We start from the raw sequence: 16,467 nt of genomic DNA, 5'->3' as shown, positions 1-16,467 counted from the left end.
TACGTTCATGATTCTTTGTAAGAAGCAATCATATCTTTTAAATCATCCGCTTCGTTCCTTGTTTTCAAGTCAAAAAACAAAACCGTATAACCGACCATCATAAACAGTGTCGTAATAATGGAGGCAAGGTCTGTCAGTATTCGGCCAAAAAGACTGCCACCTAAAAGAAGAGCAGAAACCCCCTCCATTATGGAAGTTAGCAGCATGGTGATGATGAAAAAAACGATGAATAACCCGAATGTTGACCAGAAGCGACCTTTCGTCAGCTTCCAGCTTTTTGAAAAACCCGGGGCGACCTTTTGGAATACGATAGCTCCGAAAAACATACTCAGTTTGGTCATAAAAAAAGCGATGGCTCCCAAAAATACGAGACCGAGGATCATCGACATGATGAAACCGACTCCAAACCCATCCCTCGCAAAGCTGACGCCTCCTAAAACACCAAAAAGGAGAAAACCGGTAAAGATGGCGGCTCCGAATATGACTCCTACCAAAGCTGTACTTGCGACGAGCGGCCAAAACCTCGAGAACGCTCCTTTAATCGCCTGTCCTTTCGACCAGGCTTCATCCTTAAGTGCTTTACTTGTCGCAACAATGACCGATGCCTGGGCTATCGGATAAATAATAATGGCTAGAACAGTAGAAACAAGCAAGTAAAGTATTTCCATACCAATCCCTAGATTATTGGCTACAAGCTCCTGGGTAGCCGCTGCCGTATCGAGATTGTTTAGGACCCCTTCTGCGAATCCTCCCCCTGACGACTCACGAAACAGACTGATTCCGCTCAAAACCATGAATAAGTAATCAAATATGTAGAGCGGGGCAAATATAATGAGTAACGTCAGAAATAAAGGTCCGAAGTTTTTCTTTGATATACTGAATGTATAGTCTAATATTTCACCAAACGTTTTCGGCTTCTGTAGTTGTTCCATCATCATCCTCCTAACTAGTATCTTTCTACTATTCTAACATTTTACCGTTTCGTTTTGACAAAAAAAGACAGACTTATCCAAAATATAAGAGGAAGGGGAGTGACCCTCATGCACGAAAAAGTCGGCACGTGTGCGGCTTGCGGTACAACGATCTATTGTGAAAATGGGTTCTTGAATGGCGTCTTGTCTGAAAACAAAACACTAAAATGCTTTACCTGTGATAAACCGAAGCACCAAGAACATGTACAACTTTCTTCATATCAACCGAACTGGCCGGTAACTTTCGCTGGAGAGAGAAGCTTCATCCTTCAACAACTTGATGACCCGGACATTCCCATCGAGCACATCGGAAGCACCTCTGTGCCGAACCTTTCTGCAAAGCCCATTATTGATATTCTATTAGGGATAGAAAACCTTGATGAGTTCTCCTATTACATTGGTCCCCTTGCACAAGCAGGGTATGAATATGTTCCTAAGCCTGAATTAAGGACCCGGCGCTTTTTCAAAAAAGAAACCGATACGAACGACACCTTCCACCTGCATATCTGTGAATGGAAAGGCACCGAATGGGAAGAGAAAATGACATTTCGTGACTACTTACGTGCCAACTCAGAATCTGCCCAAGCCTATGAATTTCTAAAAACACAGTTAGCTGAAGCCTATAAAGAAGAGAGATCAGTCTACACAGAGAAAAAAGGGCCCTTCATTCAATCCATTCTTGCTCTTGCATATAAAAAAGGCTGAGAACTGCATTCTCAGCCTTTCCTTTATAACTCTTCAAGATATCTACAGACCGTTTCCAGCCCTTTCGTAAAATTCTCCAGATGAAAATGTTCATTCGGTGCATGCAGATTTTCCGTCGGAAGTCCAAAGCCCATTAAAACGACCGGCGCATCTAACACTCGACCGAAAACTTCAACAATTGGAATGGACCCGCCCTCTTTCGGAAAGTGAGGGCGTACATCATACACACTTTTAAATGCATCTGCCGCTTTTTGAATATAAGGATTACTTGAATCAATCGCCACTGGGTCAGCTTTAATGTACTGATGAAGGTCAACCTTCGCACCCGCCGGCCGGTTGTCAGCTACATGACGTTGGATCGCCTCAAAAACCGCCTGGGGATCCTGCTCACCAACGAGACGACAGCTGATTTTTGCACTCGCCTCTTTAGGGACAATCGTTTTCAACCCTTCGCCTTGAAATCCTCCTGTGATCCCGTTGATTTCAAGTGTAGGTCGAATACCGACGCGTTCTTGGAAAGTGAACCCTTCCTCTCCGAAAAGGTCATCAAGCTCAAGTTCCTGCTTTGTACGCTCTTCATTGAATGGGACTTCCGCTACTTCGTCTCTTAAAGCAGCTGTAGGATCCGGAACGCCTTCATAAAAACCTTCAACGGCTATACGGCCACTTTCTTCATGCAGCGAATCCAACAATTGGACGAGGGCATGAATTGAATTTGGTACGCCCCCGCCATAGGTACCTGAATGTAAATCTGAATTAGCAGTTTTAACAGTCATCTCCAAAGCTAAAGCCCCACGCAGAGATGTACAAATGGCCGGCTGTCCTTTCTCACTAAAGGACGTATCGCTAATGATTACTGCATCACATGCCAGCTTTTCCTCGTTTTCCTGAATGAAAGGAACAAGGTTCGGACTTGCAATTTCCTCTTCACCTTCAATGACAAACTTCATATTAACCGGAAGTTCTCCGTTTTCTTTCATAAGAAGATGGACAGCTTTGATGTGGATATAAAGTTGACCTTTATCATCCGTCGCTCCTCGGGCGAAAATTTTCCCGTCTCTGATCACCGGTTCAAATGGCGGTGTCTCCCATAAATCGAGGGGGTCTTCCGGCTGTACGTCATAGTGGCCGTACACAAGAACCGTAGGCTTTCCTTCTGCATGAAGCCAATCCGCATAAACAATCGGATGCCCCTCTGTGGGGATGACCTCCACATTCTCCATGCCGGCTTTTTCCAAAGCCCCGGCTGTCCAATCCGCCGCCTCTTTAACGTCTTCTTTATGTTTAGACAAGGAAGAAATACTCGGTATGCTTAAATACTGTTTTAATTCTTCAATAAACTGGTCTTTATGTAACTCAACGGCTTCCTTCATCTTTTGGGCCTCCTTTTATCCTTTTGCTCTCATTATACCGAAATTCCCTCAACGACTGAAACATAGACAATCCTTCTATTCCATAAAAGCTCCCTTATCTTGAAGACTTGGTTTCGAGACTTTTGTTGGGTATATAGGGACTTCGGGGAATAGCTCGCTTTCCGCGGGAGCGCGGTGAGCCTCCTCGGACTGCGTCCTGTGGGTCTCAACAAGCACTTTTTTCCCGCAGGAGTCTCGCCATTCCCCTCCGCCCCTTTGCCATATAACTATCTTCGAAACCACTTCCAGGAGTGAAGCAACATGAATTCTCCAACCGCATTTTGAATGATAAGGCCTGTTATAGTGCGCTTTATCACTATAGATTCAGGATTTGTGAAAGACACTCATATAAGGCAAAGGGGTTCGTTTTTCCCTTACATCGAAAGGGGTGGTTGGGAAGCTGCGAGACTCCCGTGGGAGAAAGGAGATGGGCGAGATCCCGCAGGGCGGTTGCCCGAGGAAGCTCGGCACCCTGCCATATACTTTAATAACTTCTGAACAGAAGAAAATTCCAAGTCTATGGAAATTTAAAAATAAAAAGTGGCCAGTTATGGATTACCGGCCACTTTGGTTTGGTCTTAGGAAGATAAAAATTATAGCAGAGAAATGATGAAACTAATCACTACGATTAAACCGATGATCATTAAGATTGTACGAATCATGGAATCACCTCTTCGTCTTTTGTATTTATTCATGTTTTCCCTTATCCTCACGAGATTTAAACAAACTATACAAAAAATCGTACCTTTTTCCCTTTCGGGGCAGGAACTAACTTCACGAATCAATGGCTTTTGGTCTATGGTCCACTTAATATTTTATAAATGCTTTCGTGTAAGCTGAACAACCAGCACCTATAAGAGTAAAATAAAACCCCCACCAAACCTTGGAATTATCCAAGGCCGGCAGGGGTTGTTGTTATATTAATTGACGATCCCAGTGGCGGTGAGCAGCGACTGCCTGGACAAAATCTTCTGTGAAGCCTTTGACATCATCAGCAGCTACGACACCGCTGTGGTCGGCGAGTTTGTTATCGCTCAGCCACTGCACAGCATTGTGGGTAGCACCCAACGGTTTGTAGTGAGAGAATGCTTCGTTAAGGAAATGAGAGGCATGCTTCTTGAACGCTTCTTCCTCATCGCTTCCACCAACCGCGTACAGCGCATCATACAGAACAGAATCAGTAGTAAGGAAGGTGTGATCGACTTTCATTTCTGAACCGTCGTCTCCTTTGACCATTCCCTGCTTATCACTAATGATTTCAGTCATGATTCCTTCTGATGAGAGCTCCTTCAATGCTTGAGTGACCTCCTTCCCATTGAATCCGCCAGCTAAAATGACGCCAACTTTACGAGTAGACGGCTTGTGAACCGTATTTGCCTGACTGAGAGCAGGAGAAGATTTCTTCACATCTGATCCCCCGCTCTGTGGAGGAGTAACTCCAATATTTTTAGCAAATCCTTGGGCAAGCTCAAGGCTTACGTTAGCGAACATTTTCACTGCTTCTTCACGAACGGATTCGCTTTCCACTTTTCCGAGTTCAAAGCTGAACGCATTGATGAGATGCTCTTTTTCATGGTCACTCATGCTGTTCCAAAACAAGGTAGCCTGAGAGAAGTGATCTTTAAAGCTATCGCTGCGAGCACGGATCTTGTGACCTTCCACTTTTTCCTGGTAGTGGGAATAGCCACCTTCTTCTTCACTTGCCGGGGTTGGTGTATTGTTTGCAAGTGAGTTCTTATGATAACTGACCTGCCCTTTATTGATTGTTTGACGGCCATAGCCATCACGATGGTTATTAAAGAAAGGACAGACAGGGCGGTTGATTGGGAGTTCATGGAAGTTCGGTCCACCCAGCCTGATCAACTGCGTATCCGTGTAGGAGAACAAACGCCCCTGCAATAACGGGTCATTTGTAAAGTCGATCCCTGGTACGACGTTTCCTGGATGGTATGCCACCTGTTCGTTTTCAGCAAATACATTATCTACATTACGATTCAACGTCATTTTACCGACGATTTGAACGGGAACGTCTTCTTCCGGCCAAAGTTTCGTTGGATCAAGGACATCAAAATCGAACTTAAATTCATCTTCTTCAGGTATGACTTGGATTCCAAGCTCATACTCAGGATAATCACCGTTTTCTATGGAGTTATAAAGATCCCCTCGGTGGAAGTCAGGGTCTTTACCATTAATCTTTTGTGCTTCATCCCATACAAGAGAGTGTGTGCCAAGGAGAGGCTTCCAGTGGAACTTAACGAAATGAGCCTTTCCTTCATTATTGACTAAACGGAACGTGTGAACCCCGAAGCCTTCCATCATACGCAGACTTCTAGGAATGGCACGGTCAGACATCGTCCACATGACCATATGAGCAGACTCCTGGTTTTGTCCCACGAAGTCCCAGAACGTATCATGGGCGGATGCTGCCTGCGGCATAGCGTTATGTGGTTCAGGTTTGACTGCATGGACAAGGTCAGGGAATTTAATTGCGTCCTGGATAAAGAAGACTGGTATGTTATTTCCGACTAGATCATAGTTTCCTTCTTCTGTGTAAAATTTCGTTGCGAATCCCCGTGCATCACGCACCGTTTCTGCAGAACCCTTGGAACCAGCAACCGTGGAAAACCTTACAAACGTCGGTGTAGTTTTTGATGTATCATTTAAAAAGTCAGCTTTCGTATATTTCTCAAGCGATTCATATAATTGAAATTCGCCATGTGCTGAGAACCCTCTCGCGTGAACAATACGCTCAGGGATACGCTCATGGTCAAAGTGGGTCATTTTTTCACGAAAATGAAAATCTTCCAGCAGGGTAGGACCACGTACACCAGCTTTTAATGAAAATTCATCCTCTGAAACTTTGACTCCGTGGTTCGTCGTCATATGTTTGCCGGAGTCATCCACCCGGAACTGATCCAACTGCTCATCTTTACTTGATCTTTTCTTACTCATTGAGCTCCTCCTTAAGAAACCACTTCTTAGAATGGTAAGTAATAAATAAACATTACAATCTACGTACCCGGCGATTCGACAGAATAAACCCACAATTACTTTCCTGAAAAAGTAGTTTGTCGGAAGATGTTCGTAAATAACGAAGGAAATCTAAATATAATGGTCTATTAAATAGATAGGGGGCAACTTCTCATACATCCAACCTATCTCAAAAAGCGTAAACACAAAAAGCCACCTCTGTTTCAGAGGTGGCTAAAAGGGTTAACTATATTTAAGGCAGCTGGGATGCTCCCATCATGTATCGATCGCATTCACGTGCGACTTCGCGACCTTCGTTGATAGCCCAAACAATCAGACTTTGCCCGCGTCGCATGTCTCCGGCAGCAAATACACCTTCAACGTTCGTCGTGTACTTCCCGTATTGGGCAGCGACATTGGAACGTACGGTCGTTTCGATGCCAAGCTTTTCAATAAGATCCTGCTCGGGGCCGCTGAAACCGATCGCAAGCAGTACGAGGTCTGCTTCCCATACTTTTTCGGTTCCTGGAATTTCAGTACGGACTTTATTTCCTTTTTCATCGTAAGAAAGAGCAACGTCAATCGTGTGTACTTCTTTGATACGATTGTTTTCATCCCCAACGAATCTCTTCGTCATAACCGCATAGGCGCGTGGATCTTTATTAAACTTCGCCTCTGATTCCTTTTGGCCGTACTCCACGCGGTGGATGACCGGGTACTGCGGCCATGGGTTCACCTCATTGTCACGGGTAGAACCTTTTTTATCATAAATATCAAACTGAGTCAGGCTCTTACAGCCGTGACGCATGGATGTAGCCATACAGTCAGTTCCTGTGTCCCCGCCACCGATCACGATGACATTTTTGTCTGTCGCACTGATGTAGTTTCCATCTTCATGCTCAGAATCAAGAAGGCTCTTTGTGTTGGAGTGCAGGAAGTCCATTGCATAGTGGATGCCTTTCAAGTTGCGTCCATCTACTTCCAGGTTCCTTGGTGTTGTGGCACCTCCACAAAGGATGACCGTGTCATACTCCTCATTCAGACGAGAGACGGGATAATCACGACCAACTTCTGTGTTCGTCATAAACTGTATGCCTTCTTCTTTCAAAATGTTCACGCGTCGTTCAACGACGGAATAAGGCAGCTTCATTTCAGGAATTCCATAGGTGAGCAATCCACCTACACGATCGTTACGCTCATATACTGTCACCCAGTGGCCCGCTTTGTTCAGCTGTGCGGCCGCGGCCAGACCAGCAGGGCCTGATCCGACGACTGCTACTTTTTTACCTGTACGATAGGCAGGAGGTTCAGGAGTGACCCACCCTTCGTCAAATCCCTTTTCAATAATAGACCTCTCTACACTACGAATAGCTACAGGTGGTTCGTTGATTCCAAGAACACAAGCCCCTTCACACGGAGCAGGACAGGCAAAACCTGTGAACTCCGGGAAGTTGTTCATTTCGTGTTCTTTGGCAAGGGCTTCTTTCCATTTCCCCTGATATACCAGATCGTTCCATTCAGGTATGAGGTGGTAAACAGGACAACCGCTCGTGATGCCGTTGATTTCCATTCCGGAATGGCAAGTAGGAACGCCGCAATCCATGCAGCGTGCCCCTTGCTTTTGTGCTTCTTCATCTGAAAGGGGAAGCTTGTAATCTTCCCAATCTTCTATTCTTGTTTCAGGATCGCGCTCAGGTGTGGATTGGCGTGTGTATTCCATGAATCCAGTAGACTTACCCATCAGATCTCCCCCTTCTTCGTTATTTGACTGTTGCTACCGGTTTATTGCGTTCTTCAAAAGCGGTCATTTCCGCGTCAAATTTCTCAAGACCACTTTCTCTTAAATTCTTAATTCGTTCCTGCATCGCCAAGTAATCTCTCGGAATCACTTTGACGAATTTGGATACATAGTCGCTCCAATTAGCAAGGATTCTTTCACCTCGTGGGCTGTTTGTATAAGAAACATGCTTTTCGATCATGTCATAAAGTTCTTGAATTTCATTAGCATCTGCTAACTGCTGCAGGTGAACTAATTCTTTGTTGCACTTTGTATCAAAAGGCAGTTCAGACTCATCCAGCACGTAAGCGACGCCTCCGGACATTCCTGCCGCAAAGTTACGCCCTGTGCCCCCAAGGACGACGACTTTCCCGCCTGTCATATATTCACATCCATGGTCTCCGACACCTTCGACAACCACTTCCGCTCCACTATTACGGACACAGAAGCGTTCACCAGCAAGACCATTGATGTAAGCTTCTCCTGCTGAAGCACCATAGAAGGATACGTTTCCGATAATCGTGTTTTCTTCCGGTACGAAAGATGACCGTGGTGATGGGTGAACGATGATTTTACCACCGGACAGACCTTTTCCTACGTAATCATTGGAATCCCCGATAAGGCGCAGGGTGACTCCTTTAGGAATGAAGGCACCGAAACTTTGACCTGCGGAACCTTTGAAGGTCAATTTGATCGTGTCTTCCGGAAGTCCTTCTGCTCCATAACGACGTGTGATTTCACTACCAAGGATCGTACCTGTTACACGGTGGATGTTACGGATGGATCCTGTGCCTTCCACCGGCTCCCCTGTTTCAATGGCTTTCTTGCAAAGCGGGATCAACTCTTCCATATCCAGCGTCTTCTCAAGGCCATGATCCTGCTTTCTAACTGCAAAGCGACCATAGTCGGCAGGGACATCAGGCTGGTAAAGCAAGGCTGACAAGTCAACGCCTTTGGCTTTCCAGTGGTCGATCGCTTCGTTCGTCTGTAAAACATCAGTACGACCGATCATTTCGTTGATGGTACGGAAGCCAAGCTCTGCCATGAGTTCACGCGCTTCCTGTGCAATGAAACGCATGAAGTTCTCAAGGTGATCCGCTTCCCCTGTGAATTTCTTACGAAGTTCAGGGTCCTGGGTCGCAACACCGACCGGACATGTGTTCAAGTGGCAGACACGCATCATGACACAACCGAGGACGACGAGAGGTGCGGTCGAGAATCCATATTCTTCCGCTCCTAACAAGGAGGCAACGACAACGTCACGTCCTGTCATCATTTTCCCGTCTGTTTCAACAACGATCCGATCACGCAGACGGTCAAGAACCAGCGTCTGGTGCGTTTCCGCAAGACCGATTTCCCAAGGAAGGCCGGTATGCTTAATACTTGTTCTTGGTGCCGCACCGGTTCCTCCATCATAGCCACTGATTAGGACAAGATCAGCACGTCCCTTTGCTACCCCTGCAGCAATTGTTCCAACGCCAACAGCGGAAACAAGCTTCACGCTGACACGAGCTTTTGGATTGGCATTTTTCAAGTTATAAATCAGCTCAGCCAAGTCTTCAATGGAGTAAATGTCGTGGTGCGGTGGTGGTGATATCAATTCAACACCAGGCGTGGAACCACGGACTTCTGCTACCCATGGATATACTTTTTTGCCTGGAAGGTGACCTCCTTCTCCCGGCTTCGCTCCCTGAGCGACCTTGATTTGGATTTCATCCGCATTGACGAGGTAATGGCTGTTTACTCCGAAACGGCCAGAAGCTACCTGTTTAATCGCACTACGTTTCAAGTCACCATTTTCTTCAGGAGTGAATCGTTTCGGATTTTCTCCACCTTCACCGGAATTACTTCTGCCTCCGATACGGTTCATCGCAATGGCTAAGGCTTCGTGAGCCTCTTCACTGATAGATCCGAATGACATCGCTCCCGTTTTGAACCGTCTGCAAATATCCTCGACAGACTCTACTTCCTCAACCGGAATGGATGGGCGATCCTTGAAGGAAAGCAATCCACGGAGAGACTGCAGGTTGTTCTTTTCATCGGTCAGCATCTTGGAATATTGCTTGAAAAGGTCATAGTCGTTCGAACGGCAGGCGTGCTGCAATGTTGCAATCGTCTGCGGATTGTACTGGTGATCTTCCCCGTTCTGGCGGTACTGATATTCGTCACCAGCTTCCAGTGTGCGGTTTGATCCACGCGTTTCCCCGTAAGCCACTTCATGACGCATAAGCACTTCTTTTTCGATGATATCAAGACCGATACCCCCGAGTCTGGAAGCTGTACGAGTGAAATACTGGTCGATCACATCTTTATGGATACCAACTGCTTCGAAAATTTGTGCACCACGGTAACTTTGAATAGTTGAAATCCCCATTTTAGAAAGGACTTTAATGATCCCATCCGTTGCAGAATGGATATACGTCTGCACAGCCGTTTCATGAGACTCTGCTTCAAGCAGGTCGCGCTCCATCAAATCCCTCAAAGATTCATAGGCAAGATAAGGGTTGATTCCCTCCGCTCCATAACCAAGTAGTGTAGCAAAATGGTGCACTTCACGCGCCTCTCCAGATTCAATGATCAGGCTCACTTTCGTACGCGTCCCTTTACGGATCAGGTGATGGTGCAGACCGGATACGGCAAGGAGAGAAGGAATGGCTGCATACTCTTCACTGATTCCACGATCAGATAGGACAATCAGCGTCGTACCATCTTCTACTGCTGCATCCGCTTCTTCACATAAACGATCAAGTGCAGGCTTCAAACCGCCTTCTTTGGCATCGAAAAGAATGGAAAGCGTACGTGCTGCGAATCCTTCTACATCCTGCTGACGAATCTGTTCAAGTTCACGGTTTGTCAAAATAGGCGTCTGCAGTCGGATCTGGCGACAGCTTTCTGGTTTTGGATCGACCAGGTTCCCCTCTGCTCCAATTGTCGTTTCCACCATTGTAATCAACTTTTCACGAATGGCATCAATGGGCGGGTTCGTCACCTGGGCGAACAACTGCTTAAAATAGCTGTAAAGCAATTGTGGTTTTTTAGAAAGCACAGCAAGCGGTGAATCATATCCCATCGAACCGACGGGGTCTTTTTTATCGTTGACCATCGGCAGAAGGATTTTGTTTAATTCTTCTGTTGTATAACCGAAAGCAAGCTGCTGGTCGATCAAGTTTTCAACCGGACGGTGTTCGGTCAATGGTTCAGGAAGGTCTTCTAAATCAAATTTGTTCTCTTCAATCCATTCTTTATATGGTTTCTCACGAGCAATTTGCAATTTGATTTCATCATCAGGGATGATTTTCCCTTCTTCAAGATCAACAAGGAGCATCTTTCCTGGTGCGAGACGATCTTTATACAAAATATCGTCAGCGAAAATATCAAGAGCACCCACTTCAGAACCAAGGACAATCATTCCGTCTTTTGTCACGTAATAGCGTGCAGGACGCAAACCGTTACGGTCGAGGCAGGCACCGATTTGTTTCCCATTCGTGTAAGCAAGGGCAGCCGGCCCGTCCCATGGCTCCATTAAGCAGCTATGGTATTCATAGAAATTCTTCTTGTCTTCCTGAATCGTTTCGTCATTTGACCAAGGCTCGGGCACCATCATCATAGCGGTGTGAGCGAGTGAACGACCGGACAAGTATAAGAATTCAAAGGCATTATCAAACATGGAAGAGTCACTACCGTTGGAATCGATGACAGGAAGAAGTTTCTGTAAGTCTTCTTCACTGAAATATTCCGAGTTACAAAGCTCCTGGCGTGCTCTCATCCAGTTCACATTGCCTCGTAATGTATTAAACTCTCCATTATGAATGGTGAATCGGTTCGGGTGCGAACGTTTCCAGCTCGGGAAGGTGTTCGTACTAAAGCGGGAGTGTACTAAAGCGAGGGCCGTTTTGAAATCCGGGTGGTTCAGATCGATATAAAAGGAATCCAGCTGTTCCGGAATCAACATCCCTTTATAGACAATCGTATTCGATGACAAACTGCTGATATAAAAGTCATCATACCCCTCTTTTCCAGCAATCTCGATTTCCGCTCGCTTACGAATGATGTACAGGCGGCGCTCCAGGTCCATTTGTGTTTGAATATTTCCAGATGGAGCAACGAAAGCCTGACGAATAAATGGTTTGGTCTTCTTCGCATCTTCCCCAACGAACGAATCATTTACCGGAACCGTACGCCAGCCTAAAAATTCTTGTCCTTCTTCTGCGACAATACGCTCAAAAGTCTGCATACATTCTGTTCTTGTCTCATGATTTTCCGGAAAGAAAATCATGCCGATTCCGTATTTACCGGATTCAGGCAAATATATATCTTCCTTCTCACATTGTGCTTCAAAAAAATGATGAGGGATCTGCGTCAGTATTCCGGCCCCATCTCCTGTACTGACATCAGCAGATTGTCCACCACGGTGCTCTAAGTTACATAGAATAGTGATGGCATTCTCTACGATACTGTGACTCTTCGTTCCATCGATGTTGGCGATCACTCCGATACCACAAGCTTCATGCTCATTTTCCGGATGATACAGCCCCTGCGGAACAGGATATCCGTGTTTTTGCATATTTTTTCCCCCTAGCGGACATATTCTTGTAGGTTACAGGCAAAAATTAAAAAATTCTGTCTTTTCAGTTTCTTACTAGTATAGCATGAAAAACCTTGAGAATCACGCTCTTAAAGCGGACAAGCGCTGAATTTTCAAGATAATGCGACAATTCAAATTCAATAGAAACCCGAATATTAAAAGGATGTAAGCGCAAACAAAAAACTTAAAAAAAATGAAGAATTTTTTTCTCTTATACTCGTTTTATACAAAAATAAATCTACTTATCTATCTTAATGTGCATATAAAATCCTTTGCTTGTATGAACATACACCAGGAAGGAAATTACATGCTTTATTGCGAATAGAGCATGTGGAGGTGTAACAATGAATAAAACAACCCGAGAGAACGACATCATCATAGGATCTATGCCTGTAGGTGATCGAAATCAAATTACCGACGTACCCGGAGTGACGGTCGGCCATTATACATTAGACAGGGATGATGTACAGACAGGAGTTACTGCCATTCTTCCGCACCAGGGCAACCTTTTTCAAAATAAAACAGTAGCTTCGGCTCATGTCATCAATGGGTTTGGCAAGACGGCGGGAACCATTCAACTTGAAGAACTGGGAACATTGGAAACCCCCATTCTATTAACCAACACGTTCGGTGTAGGAGCGGCGTATGATGCACTCGTTGCTTACACTCTTGAGCGAAACCAGGAGGTCGGTCGGACCACAGGGACAGTCAACCCTGTCATTGGGGAATGCAACGATATGTATATCAATGATATTAGGAAGCAAGCCGTTACGAAGGAGCATGTTTTTCAAGCCATTGAAGATGCCAAAGACCACTTCACAGAAGGGTGTGTCGGAGCAGGTCGCGGGATGCTGTGTTATTCATTGAAAGGTGGAATCGGTTCTTCTTCCCGGAAGGTGGAGCTTGCACACGGTTCTTATACAATAGGTGTTCTGACCCTTACAAACTTCGGTAAACTGAGCGATCTCAGGATTGATGGTCAACCGGTTGGGCAACAATTGAAGAACTATATTCAATCTGAAAAAGAAAAAGATCGAGGGTCGATTATGATTGTGGTCGCTACAGACCTTCCCGTGTCAGAACGGCAATTGAAAAGAATATGTAAACGAACGGTGACTGGATTATCAAAGACCGGGTCAATGGTTGGAAATGGAAGTGGTGATGTTGTTCTCGGATTCTCGACCGCTACAACCATCCCCCACGGAAAACCCGAGGGTCCGTTATCTTTTTCATCTATCCATGAAGAAGATATAGATGAAGCTTTCCGTGCTGTTGGAGAAGCCACCGAAGAATCCATTCTTGAATCTCTATTTCAAGCAACACCGGTGAGGGGGAGAAACAGCCATCAAATACCTACATTAACGGAACTGCTTGAAAGCCACCCCATCCAATTTTAGTCTATGAGGGGAAGTCAAATTGAAGAAGGTTCCGCCCTCCTCCTCTGAGGCGCGGAACCTTCTTTTCTAACAAAAAAGTTAAGCTGCTTTCTTTTCACCTCCGCCATGGCGACGGTGGTAGATGACATTAATCTCCGCTCCTACCATTAAAATGATCCCTGTAAGGAAAAACCATAACATTAAAATGATAATTCCTCCCAGGCTTCCATAGGTGGCAGAATAATTGCCGAAATTACTAACATAGAAAGAGAAAGCAAGAGAAATTAACTGCCAGAGAATAGCCGTGATTACTGCACCCGGAAGGATATGTTTAAAGGGAATATTCTTATTTGGCGCGAAGTGATAAAGCGCCATGAGAACGGCACCAATAACCACGATACTCAGCGTCCAGCGCAACACTTGCAATAGTACGGCTGTTTGAGAAGGCAGGTTGATCATATCAATCAAGACCTGGCCGAATACAGGAAGAACAAGGGCGACGATAATCGCTAAGATCATCCCGATGGTCAATACAATGGAAAGTAGACGCACCTTAATGAACGACCTTGTCTCTTCCACGTTGTAAGCCATGTTCGAGGACTGGATGAACGCATTGATACCATTGGAAGCAGACCAAAGCGTTCCTAAAATACCTACAGTCAAAAGCCCACCGCTTGGCTGCTCCACTACAGCGACAATGTTCTCCCGGAACACCTGGGCTGTATCGCTGGGTATGACATTGCTCATCGCCTGAATAGCTGTTTCAGCGTCTATATTCAAATAGGGGAGAATGGATAATACCAGAATTAAAAGGGGAACGATGGCTAATAAGTAATAGTATGCCTGCGCTGCACCAAGCAGGGGGATGTTGTCTTTTTGAAATTCAGAAATCACATCTTTCACATAGGATATCAAATTTTTCACAAGGGAAGCCTCCTCATCCATCTTCTACTAGACTATCCCCCTTTTTTCAGGGAATTAACCTAGGAATGTAGAAGAATAGGAGAATCTCCTTCACGTGCCGATGCTCTTCGTTTAGAAGAGGATGGGAGATTGAGAGACTCGCGGTATTTGGCAACGGTTCGGCGCGACACTTTCACGTTATGCTTTTCCTTTAACTCTGCTGCCATCTTCTGATCAGACAAAGCCTTCAGTGGATCTTCTTTTTGAATCATCTCTCTTATTAAATCTTTAATGTGTTGAGAAGAGACTTCTTCTCCATCTGAAGATTGATAACCCGTCACAAAGAAGCTCTTTAATTCGTATAATCCTTTGGGGGTCTGCAAGACTTTGTTAGACACGGTCCGGCTGACCGTTGACTCATGGACACCCAGTTTTTTTGCCACCTTTTTTAAAGTGAGCGGCCTCAATGAACCACCATTCAAAAAAGTGCTCTGATGCTTGATAATCACTTCCGCCACTTTCAAAATCGTGTTCTGCCGCTGCTCTATGCTTTGCAGAAGCCAGCGCGCTTTTTTATAACAGTCGTCCAAATACTCATGGGCTTCTTTTCCTTCTTTGTACATACGTACCAGCTGCTCATCCCACTGGATTTGACCGCTGACAGAAAAAGGATCACGCAACACAAATCCCCCGTCTTTTTCTTCCAGTATCAAATCAGGCATCGGCGGTATATTGTTCGGTCCATAATTCGGAAGCAGCGGACGTGGTTCTAAAGATTGGATAACTTCCAAAGCTTCGACAACACACGATTCCTCTATGTCCAGTTCACAAGCTACCCTTTTAAAGTTCTGATTGGCTAGGTCTTCTAAATGATTTTCAATCAAAACAGCTAAAACGGAAGAATCGGGATGCTTCTTTTCTACTTGGAAGAGTAAAAACTCTTTAAAATCCAAACAACCGACTCCCATCGGTTCAAACTGTAATAACAGGCGTCTTGCCCGCTTAGTCGTGTTCAGTGATTGACCGGTTTGAAGTGACGCTTCTTCTTCAGATATTGTACAAAACCCGCGTTCATCTAAACTATCAATTAAAAAAAGGAGCGTCTCTTTTAATGACTGGTCCACTTTCAACCATCCAGCTTGTTCCACCAGTCCATCACGCCAGTTTTTTTCATCGGGTACGATTTGGTCGATTGGGTCATGATAGGCCTCTCGATGATGACGATGGGAAGGAATCATACTTGGGGTTTCTAACGTTAAAATGGGGTTCTCATGGATTTCCTGCTGGAGATGTTCCCACATTTCAGCAGAGGTCCATTGAAGCATCGTGATTGCTTGACGCATTTGTGTTGTCATTACCAATCCTGTCGTTTGCTTATGAGTCAATTCAAGCTTCATTTCCACACCTCGTTTTGATAACGCTTTCATTGTTGTTTAACAGTATATATCTATTACTTATGATGGGCTAATCAGACCAAAAATTCAAATATATATGGAATTTTCAGATTCCTAGTGTAATTTTATCACTATCGCTCCCTTTAGTTGAAGACTCGGTTTCGAGATGTTCGTGTAATTCTAGGGGCTCCGGGAAAAGGTTCGCTTTCCACGGGGCGGGCGGTGAGCCTCCTCAGGCTACGCCTTCCGGGGTCTCACCTGTCCCACACGTCCCATAGGAGTCTCACCGTTTCCCTCCGCCCCTTTACCTTATAAGTGTCTCAAAACCACTTATAAAAGGGTTAGTTTGAATGGTTGAGGGAAGTGGATGATTA

The 16,467-nt window shown here is 45.2% G+C and carries 9 protein-coding genes; 2 read left to right on the top strand and 7 right to left on the bottom strand.

All coding sequences use genetic code 11. From position 1 onward, the window contains the following. Nucleotides 1-5: 5 nt before the first annotated feature. Complete coding sequence (locus tag GLW00_RS01015; protein WP_160910618.1) at nt 6-932, bottom strand: M48 family metalloprotease; 927 nt, start codon at nt 930-932, stop codon at nt 6-8. A 108-nt stretch (nt 933-1,040) separates the two neighbouring features. On the opposite strand from GLW00_RS01015, the gene GLW00_RS01010 reads away from it, so the two are divergent. Beyond that, nucleotides 1,041-1,676 (top strand): GrpB family protein, encoded by a 636-nt coding sequence (locus GLW00_RS01010; RefSeq protein ID WP_160910617.1) that lies wholly within the window; start codon nt 1,041-1,043, stop codon nt 1,674-1,676. Nucleotides 1,677-1,699: 23 nt separating this feature from the next. Here the strand turns inward: GLW00_RS01010 and GLW00_RS01005 are convergent, their stop codons facing one another. The 4 genes from GLW00_RS01005 to gltB form a co-directional block, all read right to left on the bottom strand. After that, the gene (locus tag GLW00_RS01005) at nt 1,700-3,049 is read right to left on the bottom strand and encodes a dipeptidase (RefSeq protein WP_160910616.1); all 1,350 of its coding nucleotides are present in this window, start codon (nt 3,047-3,049) and stop codon (nt 1,700-1,702) included. Nucleotides 3,050-4,003: 954 nt separating this feature from the next. Further along, nucleotides 4,004-6,040: a catalase gene (locus tag GLW00_RS01000; RefSeq protein ID WP_160910615.1), complete on the bottom strand. Its 2,037-nt coding sequence runs from the start codon at nt 6,038-6,040 to the stop codon at nt 4,004-4,006. A gap of 271 nt (nt 6,041-6,311) precedes the next feature. Further along, on the bottom strand, nt 6,312-7,799 hold the full coding sequence (locus GLW00_RS00995; RefSeq protein ID WP_160910614.1) for a glutamate synthase subunit beta: 1,488 nt from the start codon (nt 7,797-7,799) through the stop codon (nt 6,312-6,314). A 19-nt stretch (nt 7,800-7,818) separates the two neighbouring features. Continuing rightward, nucleotides 7,819-12,399: a glutamate synthase large subunit gene (gene gltB, locus GLW00_RS00990; protein ID WP_160910613.1), complete on the bottom strand. Its 4,581-nt coding sequence runs from the start codon at nt 12,397-12,399 to the stop codon at nt 7,819-7,821. A gap of 365 nt (nt 12,400-12,764) precedes the next feature. Here gltB and GLW00_RS00985 point away from each other — a divergent pair, with 365 nt between their 5' ends. Next, nucleotides 12,765-13,817, top strand: coding sequence for a DmpA family aminopeptidase (locus GLW00_RS00985; RefSeq protein ID WP_160910612.1), 1,053 nt, complete (start codon nt 12,765-12,767; stop codon nt 13,815-13,817). Between the two features lie 78 nt (nt 13,818-13,895). Here the strand turns inward: GLW00_RS00985 and GLW00_RS00980 are convergent, their stop codons facing one another. Beyond that, nucleotides 13,896-14,720: a YihY/virulence factor BrkB family protein gene (locus tag GLW00_RS00980; RefSeq protein WP_160910611.1), complete on the bottom strand. Its 825-nt coding sequence runs from the start codon at nt 14,718-14,720 to the stop codon at nt 13,896-13,898. Between the two features lie 59 nt (nt 14,721-14,779). After that, nucleotides 14,780-16,096: an RNA polymerase factor sigma-54 gene (gene rpoN / locus GLW00_RS00975; protein ID WP_160910610.1), complete on the bottom strand. Its 1,317-nt coding sequence runs from the start codon at nt 16,094-16,096 to the stop codon at nt 14,780-14,782. Nucleotides 16,097-16,467: the final 371 nt, after the last annotated feature.

Source organism: Halobacillus litoralis (assembly GCF_009856445.1).
In the GTDB taxonomy this organism is placed as follows: Bacteria; Bacillota; Bacilli; order Bacillales; family Halobacillaceae; genus Halobacillus; species Halobacillus litoralis.
This window is presented reverse-complemented; position numbering and strand designations above follow the sequence as displayed.

Bases quoted from the DNA above. Each gene is read 5' to 3' on its own strand.
- GLW00_RS01015 (WP_160910618.1), bottom strand. From the start codon at position 932: ATGGAACAACTACAGAAGCCGAAAACGTTTGGTGAAATATTAGACTAT.
- GLW00_RS01010 (WP_160910617.1), top strand. From the start codon at position 1,041: ATGCACGAAAAAGTCGGCACGTGTGCGGCTTGCGGTACAACGATCTAT.
- GLW00_RS01005 (WP_160910616.1), bottom strand. From the start codon at position 3,049: ATGAAGGAAGCCGTTGAGTTACATAAAGACCAGTTTATTGAAGAATTA.
- GLW00_RS01000 (WP_160910615.1), bottom strand. From the start codon at position 6,040: ATGAGTAAGAAAAGATCAAGTAAAGATGAGCAGTTGGATCAGTTCCGG.
- GLW00_RS00995 (WP_160910614.1), bottom strand. From the start codon at position 7,799: ATGGGTAAGTCTACTGGATTCATGGAATACACACGCCAATCCACACCT.
- gltB (WP_160910613.1), bottom strand. From the start codon at position 12,399: ATGCAAAAACACGGATATCCTGTTCCGCAGGGGCTGTATCATCCGGAA.
- GLW00_RS00985 (WP_160910612.1), top strand. From the start codon at position 12,765: ATGAATAAAACAACCCGAGAGAACGACATCATCATAGGATCTATGCCT.
- rpoN (WP_160910610.1), bottom strand. From the start codon at position 16,096: ATGAAGCTTGAATTGACTCATAAGCAAACGACAGGATTGGTAATGACA.